Genomic DNA, 19,188 nt, shown 5'->3' on the forward strand with positions numbered 1-19,188 from the left:
AATTCCTACGCGATTAGAGGACTGATCAGATGAGGTGAACTTTGTTTGACGGTCTATCCTCAGAACCCTGGTAACCGAAAATCACTGAGGCGCGACGTTTCGTGCCGCATCTTGAGGAGGCAGACATGGCTATAACAAAGAAGGCATCGGCTCATTGGGAAGGTGATCTGAAAACCGGCGTTGGCTCGATTTCCACCGAAACCGGTGTACTCAGAGAAGCGCCCTACGGCTTCAAGGCCCGCTTCGAAGGCGGTAAGGGCACCAATCCGGAAGAGTTGATCGGTGCGGCCCACGCCGGCTGTTTTTCCATGGCGTTTTCAATGATTCTCGGCGAGGCCGGCCTCAAGGCTGACAGCATCGACACCACTGCCGAAGTCACCCTGGACCAGGTAGACGGCGGCTTTGCGATCACGGCGGTAAAACTGATTCTCAAGGCGAAAATCCCTGGGGCGAGCCAGACGCAATTCGAGGAACTGAGCAACAAAGCCAAAGAAGGCTGCCCGGTATCCAAAGTGCTGAATGCGAAAATCAGCCTGGATGCGACGCTGGTCAGCTAGATCAGCCTTGGCGCGATGAACGATCGCAACCTTCGGTAACTCCCGGATGGATCGAGTGATCCTTTAGAGTTGTCAAAGGCTGCGATCTTTTTTGCGCTGAAACAAAACCTGGCTGGCGAAATTGTGGTCGAATAAATGACAGCAGCTTTAGCGCATCACCGTGCGCGCTGCCTCAAGGGAGCTTCAACCATGAAACGTCTTGTCTTGGCGATTATCTGTTGCGCACTGACCACATCGGTTCTCGCGGCACCGAAATCCTGCGAAGAACTCAAGGCCGAGATCGAAGCCAAGATCCAGGCCAATAACGTCTCGTCCTACACCCTGGAAATCGTCACTAACGACGAAGTGCACGATCAGAACATGGTCGTGGGTTCATGCGAATACGGCACCAAAAAAATCATCTACCAAAAAAATGACAGCTGATTCGCCTCACATGACGCAGTTGGCCAGCCGATCTTCGGCGACAATTTCCCGCTTGGCATTGTAGAGACGGGCGCTGGGGGTGAACGCTATAGAACGCGCTTCCAGCAGGTAACGCTGGCCGGCCTCGAAGTGGTCGTAGTTGATGGTCAGGTAGCACAGTCGCTCCAGCGGAGCGTTCATCAAGCCCGAGCCACCACCAAACACTTCAAAATCGAAACGTACTCTCAGCTCATGGCTACCCGGGGTGACCTGGAAGTAACGCCCGTCGCTCAGCCGCTGGTTGTCCAGCCGGTCGGCCATCAACAGTTTCCCGCCGGGGCTCGGCGTAGCGAAGTCGACCCAGGCCATCTGCGGATCGGCCGCCGGCAACGGACTCGTGCAACCGACAAAGGCGCCTGCAGCGAGCAACAGCAACAACCTACGCATGATGAATTTCCCAAGGACTGATAATTCAGCATAGCGTCGATCAAGTACGTTGGCAGCCTGCCGGTGTGCCCTGTCCAATCACTTTTCGCTGTTGATCATAGAGCTTCGCCCACGGCCGAAAGCCGATATACCCCGCTTGCAGTTGATAGCGCTGCCCGGCGTTGAAGTCCTTGAATTTCACATTCAACTGGCAGTCACGCCACAGCGGCTCGGCATCGGGGCCAATGTTGGTCGGCTGGACCGCAAACAAATAGCGAACCGTCAACTCGTGGCTACCGGGCTGCACCTCGAAGTAACGCTTGTCGATGGAAGCCTTGTCATCGACTTCCAGCGCTTGCAGCGCGGTGTCTTCCTGCCGTGAATCCAGATCGATCCAGGCCTGCGAAGGATCAGGAGTGGGCAATCCGGCACAACCGGCCAGCATCAGAAGGCCTCCCGTCAGCATCAACTTGCGCATAGCGGAGCTCCAATAGGCGGGATAGTCTTGCGGGCAGACTTTCCAGGGATTTTTTATTTTGATCAGGCCGCGTCCAAGCCTTGGGTTACTTGATCGCGTTTTACGCATTTTGTTTCCGGGCATATTTCTTTTGTTGCTCAATGGCTGTGCGAGCATCAGCTATTACGGCCAATTGGCCAGTGGCCAGTTGCACTTGCTGCGGGCACGGGAGCCAGTTGCCAGTGTGATTGCCGATCCCGGCCGCGATCAGCAATTGCGCGCGCATCTGGCCCAGTCACAAAAAGCCCGGATGTTCGCCAGCCAACACCTGCGCCTGCCGGACAACCAGAGCTACCGCTTGTACGCCGACATCGGCCGGCCGTTTGTGGTCTGGAATGTCTTTGCCACGCCGGAATTTTCGCTCAAGCCACAGAACCATTGCTTCCCCGTCGCTGGCTGCGTTGCCTATCGCGGGTATTACAGCCAGAGCGCTGCACGCGGTGAGGCCGCCTTGCAGCGTCTGCAAGGTATGGACGTGTCGATTGGCGGCGTCGAGGCCTATTCGACGCTCGGTTGGTTCAACGACCCGATCATGAGCTCGATGATGGGTTGGGGCGACGAACGGTTGGCTACGTTGATTTTTCACGAACTCGCCCATCAACGTTTTTATGTGAAAGACGACAGTGAGTTCAACGAGTCTTTCGCCACCTTCGTCGAGCAGGAAGGCACTCGCCAATGGCGCGCATTCCAAGGTATGCCACCCGATAACGGAGCTTTGGCGCGGCAACGCGACCAATTCATTCAGTTGCTTCTGGACACCCGCAACAGACTTGAACGGCTTTATGCCCTGCGGCTGCCTGCCGAGCAAATGCGTGAACGCAAAGCAGCAGAGTTCGAACAATTACGCCGTGAATACCGGACGCTGCGGGACAGCCAATGGGCCGGGAACAAACGCTACGACGCCTGGATCAACGCCCCGATGAACAACGCCCGGCTGCTCCCGTTTGGTTTGTACGACCAATGGGTGCCGGCGTTTGCCACGTTGTTCAAGCAGGTCGATGGGGATTGGGGGAGGTTTTATGCCGCGGTCGAGACGCTGGGCGCGTTGCCGGTTGGGGAGCGTAAGGCGGCGTTGAAGGTGTTGGCGGGATCAGTGAGTTCAGGTGGCTGAAGGGGCCTCTTCGCGGGCAAGCCTCGCTCCTACAGATTGGTCTAAAAAAACTGGACCGCTACAGGCTTGCCCGCGAAGACGGACTGATCAGCTGCGCAAAAACGCCTGATGCAACTCATCCAGCGTCTCGAAGTGATACGCCGGTGCTTCGGCACTCAACTCCTCTCGACTGCCAAAACCATAACCTACCGCCGCCGCGTCCAGTCCGTTGCTGCGAGCACCGATCAGATCGTGTTTACGGTCGCCGATCATCAGCGTACTGGCCGGGTCCAGGCCTTCTTCGCTCATCAGGTGGGCAATCAGCTCGACCTTGTTGGTCCGCGTGCCATCCAGCTCACTGCCGTAAATAACCTTGAAATGCTTGGCGAAGTCGAAGTGCCGGGCGATTTCCCGGGCGAAAACCCATGGCTTGGAGGTCGCGATGTACAGCTGTCGCCCTTGCCCACCGAGGGTTTCCAGTAGCGGTGTAACCCCATCGAACACGCGGTTTTCATACAGGCCGGTGACCTTGAAGCGTTCACGATAGAAGTTCACTGCCTCCCAGGCCTTGGGCTCGTTGAAGTCGTAGAACTGCATGAACGCCTGCAACAATGGCGGGCCAATGAAATGTTCAAGCCTGGTCAGGTCCGGCTCATCGATGCCTAGTTTGCTCAGGGCAAACTGGATGGAGCGCGTGATGCCTTCGCGCGGGTCGGTCAGCGTGCCATCGAGGTCGAACAGTACAGTTTGGTAGTGCATGACAATTCCTGAGCGATAGCGATTCGGTTCAAAGTTGGTCGTAGCCTTCGGCCAGGTGCAGGTCCTTGAGCTTCACGTAGTTCGCCGCGCTGTAGGTGAAAAAGGCTTTTTCCTTGTCAGTCAGCGGTCGGATCTGTTTCACCGGGCTACCGACATAGAGAAACCCGCTTTCCAGGCGCTTGCCCGGGGGAACCAGACTGCCAGCACCAATGATCACATCGTCCGCGATCACCGCTCCGTCCATGACGATGCTGCCCATGCCGATCAGAATCCGGCTGCCCACGGAGCAACCATGAAGCATGACTTTATGCGCGATGGTCACATCGTCGCCGATCAGCAGCGGGAAGCCATCGGGGTTGAACGGCCCGGCGTGGGTAATGTGCAACACACAGCCGTCCTGCACGCTGGTGCGCGCACCGATACGGATGCGGTGCATGTCGCCGCGGATCACCGTCAGCGGCCAGACGGAGCTGTCTTCGCCGATTTCGACGTCGCCGATCACCACCGCCGAACTGTCGACAAAGACGCCTTTGCCCACCAGCGGCGTGTGATTCTGATACTTGCGAAGGGTCACGATAGGCTCTCTCTCTTTTGCTGATAGCTGCGGTGAGCGTCGATTGTAATTAAGATGGGGTCATGTTTCTTCCCGCATGTTTTCCAGCCAAGGTGCCAACCGTGAGCGTGAACAACCCTCTTCTGCAGTCCTACGACCTGCCGCCGTTCTCGGCGATCCGTGCCGAACACGTACAACCGGCCATTGAAAAGATCCTGGCTGACAACCGCGCTGCCATCGTCGACATCCTCAAAACCCAGGCTAAACAACCGACCTGGGGCGGCCTGGTGCTGGCGATGGACGAACTCAACGATCGTCTGGGCGCCGCCTGGAGCCCGGTCAGCCATCTCAACGCCGTGTGCAACAGCGCTGAGTTGCGCGAAGCCTATGAGTCCTGCCTGCCGGCCCTGAGCGCCTACGCCACTGAGCTGGGCCAGAACCGTGAACTGTTTCAGGCCTATGAAGCGCTGGCCAACAGCCCGGAGGCCGCCGGTTTCGACGTGGCGCAGAAAACAATCCTGGAACACGCTCTGCGTGACTTCCGTCTGTCGGGTATCGACCTGCCTGAAGCCGAACAAAAGCGTTACGCCGACGTGCAAAGCAAACTGTCGGAGCTGGGCAGCCGCTTCTCCAACCAGCTGCTAGACGCCACCCAGGCCTGGACCAAGCACGTCATCGATGAAGCCGCCCTCGCCGGCCTGACCGAATCGGCCAAAGCGCAAATGGCCGCCGCCGCGCAAGCCAAGGACCTGGACGGGTGGTTGATCACCCTGGAATTCCCGAGTTACTACGCGGTGATGACCTACGCTCAGGACCGTGCCCTGCGCGAAGAAGTCTACGCCGCCTACTGCACCCGTGCGTCGGACCAAGGCCCAAATGCCGGTCAGAATGACAACGGCCCGGTCATGGAAGAAATCCTCGACCTGCGCCAGGAGCTGGCAAAACTGTTGGGTTTCACCAGTTTCTCGGAGCTGAGCCTGGCCACCAAAATGGCCGAGTCCAACGATCAAGTGCTGAGTTTCCTGCGCGACCTGGCCAAACGCAGCAAGCCGTTCGCCGCCCAGGATCTGCAACAGCTCAAGGCCTACGCCGCCGAACAGGGTTGCCCGGACCTGCAAAGCTGGGACAGCGGTTTCTACGGTGAAAAACTTCGCGAACAGCGCTATAGCGTCGCCCAGGAAACCCTTCGCGCGTACTTCCCGATCGACAAGGTTCTGGGTGGGTTGTTCAGCATCGTCCAACGCCTGTATGGCATCGAGATCGCCGAACTGAAGGGCTTCGATACCTGGCACCCGGACGTTCGCCTGTTCGAAATCAAGGAAAACGGCCAACATGTCGGCCGATTCTTCTTCGACCTGTATGCCCGCGCCAACAAGCGAGGCGGAGCCTGGATGGACGGCGCTCGCGATCATCGCCGCACAATCAACGGCGTGCTGCAAAGTCCGGTGGCGAATCTGGTGTGCAACTTCACCCCGGCTGACAGCGGTAAACCGGCCCTGCTGACCCACGACGAAGTAACCACTCTGTTCCACGAATTCGGTCATGGTCTGCATCACCTGCTGACCCGCGTCGAGCATGCCGGCGTGTCTGGCATCAATGGCGTGGCTTGGGATGCGGTCGAGCTGCCAAGCCAGTTCATGGAGAACTGGTGCTGGGAGCCGGAAGGTCTGGCGCTGATTTCCGGTCACTACGAAACCAGCGAGCCGTTGCCCCAGGATCTGCTGGAGAAAATGCTCGCGGCGAAAAACTTCCAGTCCGGCCTGATGATGGTCCGCCAGCTGGAGTTCTCGCTGTTCGACTTCGAACTGCACGCCACCCACGGCGACGGTCGCAGTGTGCTGCAAGTGCTCGAAGGTGTGCGTGACGAGGTCTCGGTCATGCGTCCGCCGGCCTACAACCGTTTCCCCAACAGCTTCGCTCACATCTTCGCCGGTGGTTACGCGGCGGGTTACTACAGCTATAAATGGGCTGAGGTATTGTCGGCCGATGCTTTCTCGAAGTTCGAAGAAGACGGCGTGCTCAATGCCGAGACCGGTCGTGCGTTCCGTGAAGCGATCCTGGCGCGTGGTGGTTCCCAAGAGCCAATGGTGCTGTTCGTCGACTTCCGTGGCCGTGCGCCATCGATTGACGCACTCTTGCGCCACAGCGGCCTGAGTGAGGACGCGGCAGCATGAGTGAGGGACCTGTGATAACCAAAAAACGCTTTATCGCCGGGGCGGTCTGCCCGGCCTGCAGCGAGCCGGACAAGTTGATGATGTGGAGCGAGGACGCAGTCCCGCATCGCGAGTGCGTGGCCTGCGGTTATTCCGACACGCTGAATGAACAAGGTCTGTCAGTGCCCAAGGAATTGGGTACGCGGGTCAACACCTCGGCACTGAAGGTGCCGGATGCCAAGGTGCAGGCCGTGCAGTTTTTTCCGAACCCGAAGTTGAAGAAAAAGCCAGACGAGCAACACTGAGTGATGGAAACCACCTTCCACTGCGCCATGCAGTGGGAGGTATTACTTACTCGACATGGGCCGACTTGAACCAGTTCTTCATCGAACAACTGGCAAATGGACTGGTACTGCAATCACCATTGGCCAGCGCCGTACGAAGTTTGTCGACATCGGCCTGCATCATGTAGCGAATGCCATCCTTGAAGTGGGTGCTGTCGCCAAAACCGCCCTGGGTCATTTCACTCAGCGCATCTTCCTTGCTCCAGCCCTGCACCACCACCCGGTACATCGCCGCCATCAGGCCAGTGCGGTCCGAGCCGTGTTTGCAGTGCATAAGAACAGGGCCTTTGGCCTCGGCGGTCTGAATCGCGCGAATGGCCTTGAGTACATCACTGTCATCCACGTGATTGGTCCGGTAGGGCAGCTGTATCTGCGTGATTCCGGGTGTGGACAACCAGCTTGAGTCCGGTTCAGGCAGGAAGTTGATAACGGTGGCAACCTTGAGTTTCTCCAGCAACGGCACAGCCCCCTTGTCCGGCAACGCGCTGCGATAGAGGGTCGGGGACATCTGATAGAGGTTGTACTGAACCTCCACCGATTGAGCCCAGTCTGCGGGACGGGGTAAAGCAGTATCGTCAGCGTAGGCCAGCGTCAGGTTGAAAAGTGTGGCCAACGACAAAAAAAGCATCGCGGGTAAAAGGCGCAGTAGGGGCATGCTCAGGTTGACCGTGAAGTGTAGAAAAGTAACCGACAGCCTGAACCTGGGACAGTCAAAAGCCTGTGAGGCCACTGTCAAAGAAACGTGAATCAAATAGCGGATGTCCGACGCAGAGGGGCATCCGGGGTATTGCAGTCGACGTATCCGACCTCGCTGATTGACGTTATATATAAGGGGAAACTCTAATTTTTATTGATGCATTAGTTTCGAGACAAACGTTGGCAGGGACTGAATCAACAGTGGGCGATAAACCAGGCCTGCATATAGACTCATGCAGGCCTGGCAATAACTATCAACTTCAGGGATTTACAATACTGGAATAAGCCTTGGCCAGAGCCAGCAGTTTTGCCTTGTCGTCATTATCGATATCGCCATCCCCGTCCACATCGCTGTTGACGGTCTTGATAGTGAAGGACCGGCCAGCATCGCTGGAAACCGCTGTCACAAAGACGGAGTCGACCAGTGCTGCGGTCTGCACCTCATTTACCGGATCCCACTCCAACTCTTTACGGGCAAGTTGCATCGATACCTGAGCTTCATGAGGGTTGGTAATGTTTGGCGCCAGCAGTTGCAAGAAAATACCGCGCTGATTAAAAAATGACATGATTAGTTCCTTCTAATTATTGATCCACGACAACTTCGTGTGGGGCGGATAGTACTGGCTATTTTTGTAAGTACGCCACTTGGTATATGTTTCTCGCGATGACTGCCGCGGGACTTTTTTGATCATTGGTTAGTTTTTTAGTTTGTTTCATTTATCTCGGGCATGAAGCTGCCGAACGGCACTGGTCTGTCGTTTGATGTTCGGATACTGTATGCACATACAGCTATAGGGCTTTTATCGATGAATACGCCTCTGCCACCCCGCGGCCGCGGTACCGCCACCAATCCGCACAACCGCTTTGCGCCCAATCGTTCGGTGGCCGAGGATGACGGCTGGTATCAGGAAGCGCCAATCACCCAAGGCACCGAGGTGCGTATCGAGAAGGCGAAAACCATCATCACCCGCAACAACTCGCCGGATCTGCCCTTCGACCGCTCGATCAACCCCTACCGCGGCTGCGAACACGGTTGCATCTATTGCTACGCACGGCCCAGCCATGCCTATTGGGACATGTCGCCGGGGCTGGATTTCGAAACCAGGCTGATCGCCAAGACCAACGCCGCCGACGTGCTGGAAGAGCAACTGTCCAGGCGTGGCTATCAATGCGCGCCGATCAACCTGGGCTCCAACACCGACCCTTATCAGCCGATCGAACGCGAACACAGAATCACCCGCAGGATTCTCGAAGTGCTGCTGCGTTACCGCCATCCGGTGACCATCATCACCAAGGGCTCGCTGATTCTTCGCGATCTGGACTTGCTGGCCGAACTCGCCGAACAAAGGCTGGTAGCGGTGATGATCAGCTTGACCACGCTGGATGATGAACTCAAACGCATTCTCGAACCGCGCGCCGCGGCACCCAAGGCACGACTGCGGGCGATCCGGGTGATGCGCGAAGCCGGGATTCCGGTGGGCGTTTTGTGTTCACCGATGATTCCAATGATCAACGACAGCGAACTCGAAAGCCTGTTGACCGAAGCCCATGCGGCCGGCGCGCAAAGCGCGGCCTACATGATGTTGCGCCTGCCGCTGGAAGTGGCACCGTTGTTCGAGGAATGGTTGGCCGCCCACTATCCTCAGCGTGCAGCTCATGTGTTGAGCCTGATCCGCCAGAGCCGTGGCGGTGAACTCTACGACAGTCGGTTTGGTGCTCGAATGCGCGGTGAGGGTCCGTTTGCCGATCTGTTGGCACAACGCTTTGCCAAAACCATCAAACGCCTGGGACTCAATCATCGGGAAGGTTTCAATCTGGATTGCGAAGCCTTTTGTCCGCCGGGCCGCCAAATGTCGTTGATTTAAGGACAATTGGACCTATGGTGGAGTAGTGAAAAAGGCATGTCAGGTTTAGGGTGGTCACGCTTCCTGTGACCTGGAACGCACGTTCTAGAGCGCTTGATTCAGTTTGAGTTAAGTTTCGGCAGTTACCTTGTTCATCGAGTGACTGATGGGTCGGGATTCTCGACCTGGATGTTTTTTAAACAGCCACTGGCTTCACATCGGACAAAACGGGAAAATTCCCCTGACTCCGCCAAAGAGGATGAATCATGAGTGACAAGGATAAACAGCCGTTGGCTGTGTCGGCTTCAGCCCAACCCGAGGCGGAAACCGCCGATGCAGCGCTGCAGCATATCGTTGACGGTTTTTTGCACTTTCATCACGAGATCTTTCCGCAACAGGAAGAACTCTTCAAAAAACTCGCCACGGCCCAGCGGCCTCGGGCGATGTTCATCGCGTGCGCCGATTCACGCATCGTTCCCGAACTGATTACCCAAAGCGCCCCCGGCGACCTGTTCGTGACCCGTAACGTCGGCAACGTCGTGCCTCCTTATGGGCAAATGAACGGCGGCGTTTCCACGGCCATCGAATACGCGGTGCTGGCCCTCGGCGTGCAGCACATCATTATCTGCGGGCACTCCGACTGTGGCGCCATGCGCGCGGTACTCAACCCGCAGAGCCTGGAAAAGATGCCGACGGTCAAAGCCTGGCTGCGGCATGCCGAAGTGGCGAAAACCATGGTCCAGGACAACTGCCATTGCACGGATGAAAACGAGAGCATGCACATTCTCACCGAAGAGAATGTGATCGCTCAGTTGCAACATTTGCGCACGCACCCATCAGTGGCTTCGCGCATGGCAAACGGTCAGCTGTTTATCCATGGTTGGGTCTACAACATCGAAACCAGCGAAATCCAGGCTTACGACGCGGACCAGGGTTGTTTCCTGCCGCTCGATGGCAGCCATCCAATACCAGTGGCGACGCCCAAGGCGCGCTTCTAAATACTTCGTGTCCTGTCTCACAAACAGTATTTGCGAGTCAGGACACTAGATCCCCGTGTGGTTTAGCCAAGACTGCTGATCAGGCAGCCGGCTTTGCCACGCCTGAAGAAAACTTCGGGAGAGTCACCATGCGTGCTGCTCAATTAAAAGCTGTTCTGCCACGGGAGCTGCTGGCTTCGGTGGTTGTGTTTCTGGTTGCCCTGCCTTTGTGCATGGGCATCGCCATCGCCTCGGGGCTGCCGCCGGCCAAAGGCCTGATCACCGGCATCATCGGTGGACTCGTGGTCGGCTGGCTCGCCGGTTCGCCGCTGCAAGTCAGCGGCCCGGCAGCGGGTCTGGCGGTATTGGTGTTCGAACTGGTGCGCCAGCATGGTATCGCCATGCTCGGGCCGATCCTGCTGCTGGCGGGTTTTCTGCAACTGGTGGCCGGGCGTTTGAAACTCGGTTGCTGGTTTCGGGTTACGGCACCGGCTGTGGTGTACGGCATGCTCGCCGGGATTGGGGTACTGATCGTGCTGTCACAGGCGCATGTAATGCTCGACGCCGTGCCCAAACCCTCGGGGCTGGATAATCTGGCGGCTTTCCCGGCTGCAGTGATTCAGGCTTTGCCTTCGTTTGGCTGGCAAGCCGGTTTACTCGGGCTGTCGACCATTGCCGTGATGTGGCTGTGGGAAAAACTGCGCCCGCATTCCCTGCGTTTCGTTCCCGGTGCATTACTTGGAGTCGGTCTGGCAACGATCGCCAGCCTGGTACTCGCATTGCAAGTCAAACGGGTGGAAGTCCCGGCTAACCTGGCACAAGCCATCGATTGGCTGCGCCCGGCGGATCTGCTCAATCTCGCAGACCCGGCCCTGCTGATCGCCGCCTTCGCCGTGGCCTTTATCGCCAGCGCCGAAACCCTGCTCTCGGCCGCTGCCGTGGACCGCATGCACAGCGGCCAGCGCTCGGACTTCGACCGCGAATTGTCGGCGCAAGGTGTGGGCAACATGCTGTGTGGTCTGCTCGGCGCGCTGCCGATGACCGGGGTGATCGTGCGCAGCTCAGCCAACGTTCAGGCCGGCGCCACCACCCGACTGTCGACAGTGTTTCATGGCCTGTGGTTGCTGGCTTTCGTGCTGCTGCTATCGAGCGTGCTGCAAAGCATTCCGGTGGCGAGTCTGGCGGGGGTGCTGGTTTACACCGGCTTCAAACTGGTGGACCTCAAGGCCTTTCGCGGCCTGGGCCGTTATGGCCGGATGCCGATGTTCACCTATGCGGCGACTGCACTGGCAATCATCTTCACCGACCTGCTGACGGGCGTGCTGATCGGCTTCGGCCTGACGCTGGCCAAACTGGCCTGGAAGGCTTCGCGCCTGAAGATCAGCCTGATCGATCTGCCGGCGGACGGCGAGATGGAACTGCGACTGGTGGGAGCGGCGACCTTCCTCAAGGTGCCAGCGCTGACCCAAGTGCTGGGAACCATTCCGGCGGGCGCAACAGTACATGTGCCACTCAATAACCTGAGCTACATCGATCACTCGTGCCTTGAGTTGCTGGAGGAGTGGGGCCGGGCCAATGCGGCCAAGGGTTCGAAGCTGTTGATTGAAGCGCGGGGGTTGAAGCGCAGATTGGAGGGGCGTTTGCGTACCACCACCGGCATTGGCTCAACGGCGGGTTGAAGCAAACCTCTGTAGGAGCGAGCGGTGCGGCGATCCGACTTGCCCGCAAAGCTTTTGGCGTACTCGAGGACGCCTTCGCGGGTAAGCCTCGCTCCTACAGGGGTTACATAGACTTACGCCGCTGGTTGATCCAGTTCCAGGCCCACGCCCAATTGGCGCGACAGGCATGGCCAGCGTTTCCACGCGGCGCCGGTGTCCGGGCTGCTGAGCTTCTCGCGGTAGGCCTCTACCGACTCCAGTGCGAAACTTTCATCGCCAAGCATCTCGTCCACAGCGTGATGCACCGCCTCATCCAGTTGATTGGCAAACTCTTCGCCGATCAGTTGATGGGCAATCAGGTTGGCAACAGTCATGTCCAAGGGGATCAGTGGCTGGCCAAAATGCTTGATGTACAGGTCATTGACCTCTTCGACCAACCGATGCGCCAGATAGGCTTCGTCCAGCAGGCTGTCCAGGCCAACGTGACCGGCCATGATCACCGGTGGCTTGAGAAAGAACTGCTCGGCGATTCTCAGCACTGGTTGGATCTGTGACTCGATGCCCGCTTCCCTGGCGACTTCATTGGCTGCATCCAGCAGGTCTGGCACTTGTTCTATATACGCGGCCACAAAACGCGTCATCACGCCGTTGGCGTCGACATCCGGCAACTGGATGGCGGAGTGAAGGTGCGGCAGTTGAGTTTCCAGCTGACGAGTCAGCAGGCCGGTCTCGGCTTCGTGTTGTTGGGCTTTTTGGATCTGCTCGCGCAATGCGGCGGTGTTCATGAAAACTCCAGGAAACAAGGCAATGAAATAGGGAAGACATAACTTAGCTGGCTTATGAAAGAGGCTAAGATCCATTTGTCATAATTATTTCATCCTTGAGACATCAGGGTTATATCGATTTGCCACCATTCGTCTACATCCTTCTCCATTCGTGACCTGGAACGCAAGTCCAGGCTGTTTCGGATGATTTACGCCATCGCATTGCCAGGTGGCAGTCGCTGTCTATACTCGGTTCTGAATGGAGTTAGCTGATGACGCCCGACTGCATATGCAGCAAGGCTCGGCGATTCAAGTTCGTAGTCTGAAAAAGCCGCTCCCTTGCCGCAGGTGAAAGCCGGCGGGATAAAAAGAACTATAAGGGGAACCCGCAATGATGCGACATCCACATGTCTGGATGGGCCTCCTGTTGTGGTCGATTTTCAGTCAGGCGCAAGCGGCCTGGACTGTGAATATGGCGCCTGGAGCGACTGAAATCAGTCACGCAGTATTCGATCTGCACATGACCATTTTCTGGATCTGTGTAGTGATCGGCATCATCGTCTTCGGCGCCATGTTCTGGTCGATGATGGTCCACCGCCGCTCTACCGGGCAGGTGGCCGCCAAATTTCATGAAAGCACTACCGTTGAAATCCTCTGGACCGTCGTGCCCTTGCTTATTCTGGTGGCGATGGCGATTCCCGCAACGATCACGCTGATCAAAATGTACGACAACACTGAGCCGGACCTCGATATCCAGGTCACCGGTTATCAGTGGAAGTGGCACTACAAATACCTGGGCCAGGACGTCGAGTTTTTCAGCAACCTGACCACCCCCGCCGATCAGATCCACAACAAAGAAGCCAAGGGCGAACATTACCTGCTGGAGGTCGACAAGCCGCTGGTGCTGCCGATCGGTGCCAAGGTGCGATTCCTGGTGACCTCCGCCGACGTCATCCATTCCTGGTGGGTGCCGGCCTTCGCGGTCAAGCGCGATGCGATTCCGGGCTTCGTCAATGAATCCTGGACCCGCGTCGACAAACCCGGCATCTACCGCGGCCAGTGCGCCGAGCTGTGTGGCAAGGACCACGGCTTCATGCCGATCGTGGTCGATGTCAAGACCAAGGCCGATTACGAAACCTGGCTGGGCGAGCGCAAGGCAGAGGCTGCGCAGCTCAAAGAGCTGACCAGCAAGGAATGGACCCTCGACGAACTCAAGGAGCGCGGCGACAAGGTCTATCACACCACCTGCGTGGCCTGTCACCAGGCCGAAGGCCAGGGCCTGCCGCCGATGTTCCCGGCACTCAAGGGCTCGAAAATCGCCACCGGCCCGATCAAGGATCACCTGAGCACTGTCTTCCACGGCAAGCCCGGCACCGCCATGGCGGCGTTCGGCAAGCAGCTCTCGGAAGTCGATATCGCAGCGGTCGTGACCTACGAACGTAACGCCTGGGGCAACAACAAGGGCGACATGGTCACCCCTAAAGAAGTGCTGGAGCTGAAACAGGCGGAAAGCAAATGACCCGGTCTATTGCGCACTCAGGAAATCGGCCGGGGCATGACGCCCCGGTCCGCCCAGCCCATCCGTTTGCAGGAGACAGGACATGACCGCTGTAGTCGATGACCATGTTCATACCGGCACCGCCCACGCCCACGGCCCCGCCAAAGGCCTGATGCGCTGGGTGCTGACCACCAACCACAAGGATATCGGCACGCTGTACCTGTGGTTTGCATTCTCCATGTTCCTGCTGGGCGGCTCGTTCGCCATGGTGATCCGGGCCGAGCTGTTCCAGCCAGGACTGCAAATCGTCCAGCCGGAATTTTTCAACCAGATGACCACCATGCACGGCCTGGTGATGGTTTTCGGTGCAGTGATGCCGGCCTTCGTCGGCCTCGCCAACTGGATGATCCCGTTGATGATCGGCGCGCCGGATATGGCCTTGCCGCGGATGAACAACTTCAGTTTCTGGCTGTTGCCGGCGGCGTTCATCCTGATGGTATCGACCCTGTTCACCCCCGGCGGCGGTCCGAACTTCGGCTGGACCTTCTACGCACCGCTGTCGACGACCTATGCGCCGGAAAGCGTGACGTTCTTCATCTTCGCCATCCACTTGATGGGGATCAGTTCGATCATGGGCGCGATCAACGTGATCGCGACCATCCTCAACCTGCGCGCCCCCGGCATGACGTTGATGAAAATGCCGCTGTTCGTCTGGACCTGGCTGATCACCGCGTTCCTGCTGATCGCGGTGATGCCGGTGCTGGCCGGTTGCGTGACCATGATGCTGATGGACATCCACTTTGGTACCAGCTTCTTCAGTGCCGCCGGTGGCGGGGATCCGGTGCTGTTCCAGCACGTGTTCTGGTTCTTCGGTCATCCTGAGGTGTACATCATGATCCTGCCGGCCTTCGGCGCGGTCAGCTCGATCATTCCGGCCTTTTCACGCAAACCTTTGTTTGGCTACACCTCGATGGTCTACGCCACGGCGAGTATCGCGTTCCTGTCATTCATCGTTTGGGCGCACCACATGTTCGTGGTCGGCATTCCGCTGGTGGGCGAGTTGTTCTTCATGTACGCCACGCTGCTGATCGCGGTGCCCACCGGAGTCAAGGTGTTCAACTGGGCCAGCACCATGTGGCAGGGCTCGCTGACCTTCGAGACACCGATGCTGTTCGCCGTGGCGTTTGTCATCCTGTTCACCATTGGCGGGTTCTCCGGGCTGATGCTGGCCATCGCCCCGGCGGACTTCCAGTACCAGGACACCTACTTCGTGGTCGCGCATTTCCACTATGTGCTGGTGCCGGGAGCGATCTTCGGGATCTTCGCCTCGGCCTATTACTGGATGCCGAAGTGGACCGGCCACATGTACGACGAAACCCTCGGCAAGTTGCACTTCTGGCTGTCGTTCATCGGCATGAACATGGCGTTCTTCCCGATGCACTTCGTGGGGCTGGCGGGCATGCCGCGACGGATTCCGGACTACAACCTGCAATTCGCCGACTTCAACATGGTGTCGTCGATTGGCGCGTTCATGTTCGGCGCCACGCAGATTTTCTTCCTGTTCATCGTGATCAAGACCATTCGCGGCGGCGAGCCGGCACCGGCCAAGCCGTGGGACGGTGCCGAAGGCCTGGAATGGAGCATTCCGTCGCCGGCGCCGTATCACACGTTCACCACACCGCCGGAAGTGAAATGAAACGCTTCGGCCTTGTGGGAGCTTGCCCGTGGCGAGGGGGCTTGCCCCCGTTGGGCTGCGAAGCAGCCCTAAAATCTCTGATGTTCCAGGATTTTGTGAGTGCTACGCACTCAAACGGGGGCAAGCCCCCTCGCCACGGGCCCGCTCCCACAGGGTTCTCGGTGGAGGTTAGAAATCATGGCTGATTCGATTTCGATGAAGAAACTGGTCACCCGCCTGTTGCTGGTGGTGGTGGCGATGTTTATCTTCGGCTTTGCCCTGGTGCCGATCTACGACGTGATGTGCAAGGCGTTCGGCATCAATGGCAAAACCGCCGGGCAGTATGAAGGCGAGCAAACGGTCGACGCCTCGCGGCAGGTTCGCGTGCAGTTTCTGTCGACCAACGCCGCAGACATGACTTGGGATTTTTATCCCAAGAGCGATGAGCTGACCGCTCACCCGGGGGCGGTGAACGAGATGATTTTTATCGCCCACAACCCCACCGACCGGCCGATGAGCGCCCAGGCGGTGCCGAGCATTGCACCCAGCAACGCAGCCGCGTACTTCCACAAGACCGAATGTTTCTGCTTTACCCAGCAAGTGCTGCAGCCCGGTCAACGCATCGAGATGCCGGTACGGTTCATCGTTGACCGCGATATGCCCAAGGAAGTGAAGCACTTGACGCTGTCCTACACGCTGTTCGATATCACCGCACGTCATCCGCCCGTGGCTGTTGCAGCAAGCACCGGTGGCTAGGCGTTAAAGCGTGCCCGATAAGGAGAACAATAAATGGCAACTCATGAACATTATTACGTTCCAGCCCAGAGCAAATGGCCGATTATCGCCACGGTCGGCATGCTGGTCACGGTGTTCGGCCTGGGCACCTGGTTCAACGACCTGAAGGCGGCGCGGCCGGAATCCCACGGCCCGCTGATCTTTTTCGTCGGTGGGCTGCTGCTGGCCTACATGCTGTTCGGCTGGTTCGGCACGGTGATCAAGGAAAGTCGCCAGGGGTTGTACAGCGCTCAGATGGATCGCTCGTTCCGCTGGGGCATGAGCTGGTTCATTTTCTCCGAGGTGATGTTCTTCATCGCCTTTTTCGGTGCGTTGTTTTATGTGCGCAACATCGCGGGGCCGGCACTGGGCGGTGAAGGCACCAAAGGCATCGCTCACATGCTGTGGCCGGCGTTTGAATTCACCTGGCCGCTGCTGAACAACCCGGACTCAAAACTCTTTCCTCCCCCCAAGGAAGTCATCAGCCCCTGGGGCCTGCCGCTGCTCAATACCGTGCTGCTGGTGAGCTCCAGCGTCACCGTGACCATTGCTCACCATGCCTTGAAAAAAGGCCACCGTGGCGCACTGAAAATCTGGCTGGCGCTGACCGTGTTGCTCGGTTGTGCGTTCCTCGGTTTCCAGGCCGAAGAATACCTGCACGCCTACCACGAGTTGGGCCTGACCCTGGGGTCCGGCATCTACGGCGCGACCTTCTTCATGCTCACCGGTTTCCACGGTGCTCACGTGACCATCGGCACCATCATCCTGTTCGTGATGCTGATGCGCATCATGCGCGGGCACTTCGATGCCGACCATCAATTCGGCTTCGAGGCGGCGAGCTGGTACTGGCACTTCGTGGACGTGGTGTGGATCGGTCTGTTCGTTTTCGTCTACGTGCTCTGAGCCTTGGCTCTCATGACTACCAAGGCACGTGGGACACCAACTGGCCGCTGAAAAAACCCCAGGCGATCAAGCCGACAGTGGCGGCGGCCAGCGCGACACGAACACTCAAGGCGATGACCAGGCGATTCGAGCGGCTGTCGTCCTTGACCAGAAAAAACAGGCCGCTGAACAGGCTGACAACCGTGGCAATCAGCATCAGGACGATGGCTGCTTTGAGCATGGGGACACTCCGGGGGGACAGGCGATGCATTTGAGTATAGCTATCGCGACGACCGACTTTCTGGCGACGCCATGAAGCGCTTCCGCCCGGGCCTCGTGCCGACCCTGGTGGTCGCGGCTCTGCTGCCCTTGCTGGTGTCACTCGGGTTCTGGCAATTGAGCCGGGGTGCGGAGAAAAGCGCACTGCTGCAAAGCTACGCCGAGCGCCGAGCGGCCGAACCGATGGCCAGCACCGAACTGCAACACACCGAAGATCCGGCCTTCCGCCGGGTTCGCCTGCACGGCCAGTTCGATGCCGAGCACAGCCTGCTGCTGGACAACCGTCAGCGCGACGGCAAGGTCGGGGTCGAGTTGCTGCAACCGTTTCAGGATCAGGCCACCGGGCTCTGGCTGCTGGTCAATCGCGGCTGGTTGCCGTGGCCGGATCGGCGCACACCGCCGTCATTCACCACACCGGCTCAGGCATTGAGCCTCGACGCCTGGGTCTACGTCTCCCCTGGCGCAACGTTCCAACTGCACGCCGACCCGAACGCCACAACCTGGCCACAACTGATCACCGCCGTTGAGCCGGCCAGGCTATGGACGGCACTTGACCGTGACGGTTTCGCCTACGAATTACGCGCGCAGAGCGGTCCCGCGACCTACCAGGCCGATTGGCCGGTGGTGGCCATGGGGCCGGAAAAACACTTGGCTTATGCCGTGCAGTGGTTCGCCCTGTCGATAGCCCTGCTCGGCCTTTACCTCTATCTCGGCTGGCACAACGCAAAGGAGAACAATAATGGGAGTGGCCATGAATCCACCCGGCATGTCTGAGGCAAAAACACCGGTAAATCGGCGGCGCGGGCGCTTGCAGTTGTTGCTGATCCTATTGGGGGTGATCGGTCCGATGATCCTCGCCACCGGCATGTACAAATTGCAGTTCTGGGTGCCGGAGGGCCGCAGTTATCACGGTGAACTGATCGGCAACGGCCAGACCCGCGCCGACATCGGCGTACAGGCGCAAGAAGACCGCTGGCAGTTGCTGGTGACGGCACCCAAAGAGTGTTCAGTGGACTGCCAGCAGATGGTTTATCTGGCGCGGCAGATCCAGATCGGCCTCGGTCGCGATGCTTTGCGCGCCAGCCATGCGCTGGCCGTCGCGCAACCGCTGAACAGTGAGTACGAAGCTAAACTTCAACGTGAGTATCCGCAGCTGCAACGCTATTCATTGGACCTGCCGTCCTACATCAAAGGCGCTCAGAGCAATGACACACCGCACCTGTGGATCATCGACCCTCACGGCAATCTGGTGCTGCGCTACGACCCGACCGTGAAGGGCAAGGACCTGCTCAACGACCTGCGTCACCTGCTGAAACTGTCGAACATCGGATAAGGGCATC

At 58.4% G+C, this 19,188-nt stretch carries 22 protein-coding genes; 14 read left to right on the forward strand and 8 right to left on the reverse strand.

Annotated features, from left to right (window positions below; all coding sequences use genetic code 11):
- Positions 1-125: 125 nt before the first annotated feature.
- Together ACZ9BB_RS23420 and ACZ9BB_RS23425 are read left to right on the forward strand one after the other, a co-directional pair.
- Positions 126-557, forward strand: a complete 432-nt coding sequence (locus ACZ9BB_RS23420; protein WP_476216619.1) for an OsmC family protein — start codon at positions 126-128, stop codon at positions 555-557.
- 189 nt (positions 558-746) lie between these two features.
- Entirely contained in the window at positions 747-980 is a 234-nt protein-coding gene (locus tag ACZ9BB_RS23425; RefSeq protein WP_476216621.1) for a DUF1161 domain-containing protein, read from the forward strand.
- A 6-nt stretch (positions 981-986) separates the two neighbouring features.
- Here the strand turns inward: ACZ9BB_RS23425 and ACZ9BB_RS23430 are convergent, their stop codons facing one another.
- Together ACZ9BB_RS23430 and ACZ9BB_RS23435 are read right to left on the reverse strand one after the other, a co-directional pair.
- Entirely contained in the window at positions 987-1,406 is a 420-nt protein-coding gene (locus tag ACZ9BB_RS23430) for a PA0061/PA0062 family lipoprotein (RefSeq protein ID WP_476216623.1), read from the reverse strand.
- Positions 1,407-1,446: 40 nt separating this feature from the next.
- Positions 1,447-1,863 (reverse strand): PA0061/PA0062 family lipoprotein, encoded by a 417-nt coding sequence (locus tag ACZ9BB_RS23435; RefSeq protein WP_476216625.1) that lies wholly within the window; start codon positions 1,861-1,863, stop codon positions 1,447-1,449.
- A 58-nt stretch (positions 1,864-1,921) separates the two neighbouring features.
- On the opposite strand from ACZ9BB_RS23435, the gene ACZ9BB_RS23440 reads away from it, so the two are divergent.
- Complete coding sequence (locus tag ACZ9BB_RS23440) at positions 1,922-3,013, forward strand: aminopeptidase (protein WP_476216627.1); 1,092 nt, start codon at positions 1,922-1,924, stop codon at positions 3,011-3,013.
- Between the two features lie 87 nt (positions 3,014-3,100).
- Here the strand turns inward: ACZ9BB_RS23440 and ACZ9BB_RS23445 are convergent, their stop codons facing one another.
- Entirely contained in the window at positions 3,101-3,751 is a 651-nt protein-coding gene (locus ACZ9BB_RS23445; protein WP_476216629.1) for an HAD family hydrolase, read from the reverse strand.
- Between the two features lie 28 nt (positions 3,752-3,779).
- Entirely contained in the window at positions 3,780-4,325 is a 546-nt protein-coding gene (locus ACZ9BB_RS23450) for a gamma carbonic anhydrase family protein (RefSeq protein ID WP_476216631.1), read from the reverse strand.
- Positions 4,326-4,387: 62 nt separating this feature from the next.
- Between ACZ9BB_RS23450 and prlC the strand changes: the two genes are divergently transcribed.
- Entirely contained in the window at positions 4,388-6,478 is a 2,091-nt protein-coding gene (prlC, locus tag ACZ9BB_RS23455) for an oligopeptidase A (RefSeq protein WP_476216633.1), read from the forward strand.
- Entirely contained in the window at positions 6,475-6,762 is a 288-nt protein-coding gene (locus tag ACZ9BB_RS23460) for a YheV family putative zinc ribbon protein (RefSeq protein WP_048397319.1), read from the forward strand. Before prlC ends, ACZ9BB_RS23460 begins: the two co-directional genes overlap by 4 nt.
- A 46-nt stretch (positions 6,763-6,808) precedes the next feature.
- On the opposite strand, the gene ACZ9BB_RS23465 is transcribed toward ACZ9BB_RS23460, so the two are convergent.
- Together ACZ9BB_RS23465 and ACZ9BB_RS23470 are read right to left on the reverse strand one after the other, a co-directional pair.
- Complete coding sequence (locus tag ACZ9BB_RS23465) at positions 6,809-7,456, reverse strand: dual specificity protein phosphatase family protein (protein ID WP_476216636.1); 648 nt, start codon at positions 7,454-7,456, stop codon at positions 6,809-6,811.
- A 301-nt stretch (positions 7,457-7,757) separates the two neighbouring features.
- Entirely contained in the window at positions 7,758-8,063 is a 306-nt protein-coding gene (locus ACZ9BB_RS23470) for a hypothetical protein (RefSeq protein ID WP_476216638.1), read from the reverse strand.
- Between the two features lie 240 nt (positions 8,064-8,303).
- Here ACZ9BB_RS23470 and ACZ9BB_RS23475 point away from each other — a divergent pair, with 240 nt between their 5' ends.
- The 3 genes from ACZ9BB_RS23475 (at position 8,304) to ACZ9BB_RS23485 (ending at position 11,997) form a co-directional block, all read left to right on the forward strand.
- The gene (locus tag ACZ9BB_RS23475; protein WP_476216639.1) at positions 8,304-9,362 is read left to right on the forward strand and encodes a PA0069 family radical SAM protein; all 1,059 of its coding nucleotides are present in this window, start codon (positions 8,304-8,306) and stop codon (positions 9,360-9,362) included.
- A 245-nt stretch (positions 9,363-9,607) separates the two neighbouring features.
- Entirely contained in the window at positions 9,608-10,339 is a 732-nt protein-coding gene (locus ACZ9BB_RS23480; RefSeq protein WP_429430420.1) for a carbonic anhydrase, read from the forward strand.
- A gap of 128 nt (positions 10,340-10,467) precedes the next feature.
- Entirely contained in the window at positions 10,468-11,997 is a 1,530-nt protein-coding gene (locus tag ACZ9BB_RS23485; protein WP_476216642.1) for a SulP family inorganic anion transporter, read from the forward strand.
- A gap of 113 nt (positions 11,998-12,110) precedes the next feature.
- Here ACZ9BB_RS23485 and ACZ9BB_RS23490 read toward each other — a convergent pair whose 3' ends face one another.
- On the reverse strand, positions 12,111-12,761 hold the full coding sequence (locus ACZ9BB_RS23490; RefSeq protein WP_476216644.1) for a hypothetical protein: 651 nt from the start codon (positions 12,759-12,761) through the stop codon (positions 12,111-12,113).
- Positions 12,762-13,131: 370 nt separating this feature from the next.
- On the opposite strand from ACZ9BB_RS23490, the gene coxB reads away from it, so the two are divergent.
- The 4 genes from coxB (at position 13,132) to ACZ9BB_RS23510 (ending at position 17,590) form a co-directional block, all read left to right on the forward strand.
- Complete coding sequence (gene coxB, locus ACZ9BB_RS23495) at positions 13,132-14,259, forward strand: cytochrome c oxidase subunit II (protein ID WP_476216646.1); 1,128 nt, start codon at positions 13,132-13,134, stop codon at positions 14,257-14,259.
- 82 nt (positions 14,260-14,341) lie between these two features.
- Positions 14,342-15,934, forward strand: a complete 1,593-nt coding sequence (gene ctaD, locus ACZ9BB_RS23500) for a cytochrome c oxidase subunit I (RefSeq protein ID WP_476216648.1) — start codon at positions 14,342-14,344, stop codon at positions 15,932-15,934.
- 177 nt (positions 15,935-16,111) lie between these two features.
- Positions 16,112-16,669 (forward strand): cytochrome c oxidase assembly protein, encoded by a 558-nt coding sequence (locus tag ACZ9BB_RS23505; protein ID WP_476216650.1) that lies wholly within the window; start codon positions 16,112-16,114, stop codon positions 16,667-16,669.
- Positions 16,670-16,702: 33 nt separating this feature from the next.
- The gene (locus ACZ9BB_RS23510) at positions 16,703-17,590 is read left to right on the forward strand and encodes a cytochrome c oxidase subunit 3 (RefSeq protein WP_476216652.1); all 888 of its coding nucleotides are present in this window, start codon (positions 16,703-16,705) and stop codon (positions 17,588-17,590) included.
- A gap of 16 nt (positions 17,591-17,606) precedes the next feature.
- Here ACZ9BB_RS23510 and ACZ9BB_RS23515 read toward each other — a convergent pair whose 3' ends face one another.
- Complete coding sequence (locus ACZ9BB_RS23515) at positions 17,607-17,810, reverse strand: twin transmembrane helix small protein (RefSeq protein ID WP_476216654.1); 204 nt, start codon at positions 17,808-17,810, stop codon at positions 17,607-17,609.
- A 71-nt stretch (positions 17,811-17,881) separates the two neighbouring features.
- Here ACZ9BB_RS23515 and ACZ9BB_RS23520 point away from each other — a divergent pair, with 71 nt between their 5' ends.
- Together ACZ9BB_RS23520 and ACZ9BB_RS23525 are read left to right on the forward strand one after the other, a co-directional pair.
- Positions 17,882-18,622, forward strand: a complete 741-nt coding sequence (locus tag ACZ9BB_RS23520; RefSeq protein ID WP_476216656.1) for an SURF1 family protein — start codon at positions 17,882-17,884, stop codon at positions 18,620-18,622.
- Positions 18,588-19,181 (forward strand): hypothetical protein, encoded by a 594-nt coding sequence (locus tag ACZ9BB_RS23525; RefSeq protein ID WP_476216658.1) that lies wholly within the window; start codon positions 18,588-18,590, stop codon positions 19,179-19,181. Before ACZ9BB_RS23520 ends, ACZ9BB_RS23525 begins: the two co-directional genes overlap by 35 nt.
- Positions 19,182-19,188: the final 7 nt, after the last annotated feature.

This window comes from Pseudomonas sp. TE3552, from assembly GCF_056278945.1.

What these genes read in the sequence shown, in the direction of transcription:
- ACZ9BB_RS23420 (WP_476216619.1), top strand. Translation starts at nt 126, where the DNA reads ATGGCTATAACAAAGAAGGCATCGGCTCATTGGGAAGGTGATCTGAAA.
- ACZ9BB_RS23425 (WP_476216621.1), top strand. Translation starts at nt 747, where the DNA reads ATGAAACGTCTTGTCTTGGCGATTATCTGTTGCGCACTGACCACATCG.
- ACZ9BB_RS23430 (WP_476216623.1), bottom strand. Translation starts at nt 1,406, where the DNA reads ATGCGTAGGTTGTTGCTGTTGCTCGCTGCAGGCGCCTTTGTCGGTTGC.
- ACZ9BB_RS23435 (WP_476216625.1), bottom strand. Translation starts at nt 1,863, where the DNA reads ATGCGCAAGTTGATGCTGACGGGAGGCCTTCTGATGCTGGCCGGTTGT.
- ACZ9BB_RS23445 (WP_476216629.1), bottom strand. Translation starts at nt 3,751, where the DNA reads ATGCACTACCAAACTGTACTGTTCGACCTCGATGGCACGCTGACCGAC.
- prlC (WP_476216633.1), top strand. Translation starts at nt 4,388, where the DNA reads ATGTTTCTTCCCGCATGTTTTCCAGCCAAGGTGCCAACCGTGAGCGTG.
- ACZ9BB_RS23460 (WP_048397319.1), top strand. Translation starts at nt 6,475, where the DNA reads ATGAGTGAGGGACCTGTGATAACCAAAAAACGCTTTATCGCCGGGGCG.
- ACZ9BB_RS23465 (WP_476216636.1), bottom strand. Translation starts at nt 7,456, where the DNA reads ATGCCCCTACTGCGCCTTTTACCCGCGATGCTTTTTTTGTCGTTGGCC.
- ACZ9BB_RS23470 (WP_476216638.1), bottom strand. Translation starts at nt 8,063, where the DNA reads ATGTCATTTTTTAATCAGCGCGGTATTTTCTTGCAACTGCTGGCGCCA.
- ACZ9BB_RS23475 (WP_476216639.1), top strand. Translation starts at nt 8,304, where the DNA reads ATGAATACGCCTCTGCCACCCCGCGGCCGCGGTACCGCCACCAATCCG.
- ACZ9BB_RS23480 (WP_429430420.1), top strand. Translation starts at nt 9,608, where the DNA reads ATGAGTGACAAGGATAAACAGCCGTTGGCTGTGTCGGCTTCAGCCCAA.
- ACZ9BB_RS23485 (WP_476216642.1), top strand. Translation starts at nt 10,468, where the DNA reads ATGCGTGCTGCTCAATTAAAAGCTGTTCTGCCACGGGAGCTGCTGGCT.
- ACZ9BB_RS23490 (WP_476216644.1), bottom strand. Translation starts at nt 12,761, where the DNA reads ATGAACACCGCCGCATTGCGCGAGCAGATCCAAAAAGCCCAACAACAC.
- coxB (WP_476216646.1), top strand. Translation starts at nt 13,132, where the DNA reads ATGATGCGACATCCACATGTCTGGATGGGCCTCCTGTTGTGGTCGATT.
- ctaD (WP_476216648.1), top strand. Translation starts at nt 14,342, where the DNA reads ATGACCGCTGTAGTCGATGACCATGTTCATACCGGCACCGCCCACGCC.
- ACZ9BB_RS23505 (WP_476216650.1), top strand. Translation starts at nt 16,112, where the DNA reads ATGGCTGATTCGATTTCGATGAAGAAACTGGTCACCCGCCTGTTGCTG.
- ACZ9BB_RS23510 (WP_476216652.1), top strand. Translation starts at nt 16,703, where the DNA reads ATGGCAACTCATGAACATTATTACGTTCCAGCCCAGAGCAAATGGCCG.
- ACZ9BB_RS23515 (WP_476216654.1), bottom strand. Translation starts at nt 17,810, where the DNA reads ATGCTCAAAGCAGCCATCGTCCTGATGCTGATTGCCACGGTTGTCAGC.
- ACZ9BB_RS23520 (WP_476216656.1), top strand. Translation starts at nt 17,882, where the DNA reads ATGAAGCGCTTCCGCCCGGGCCTCGTGCCGACCCTGGTGGTCGCGGCT.
- ACZ9BB_RS23525 (WP_476216658.1), top strand. Translation starts at nt 18,588, where the DNA reads ATGGGAGTGGCCATGAATCCACCCGGCATGTCTGAGGCAAAAACACCG.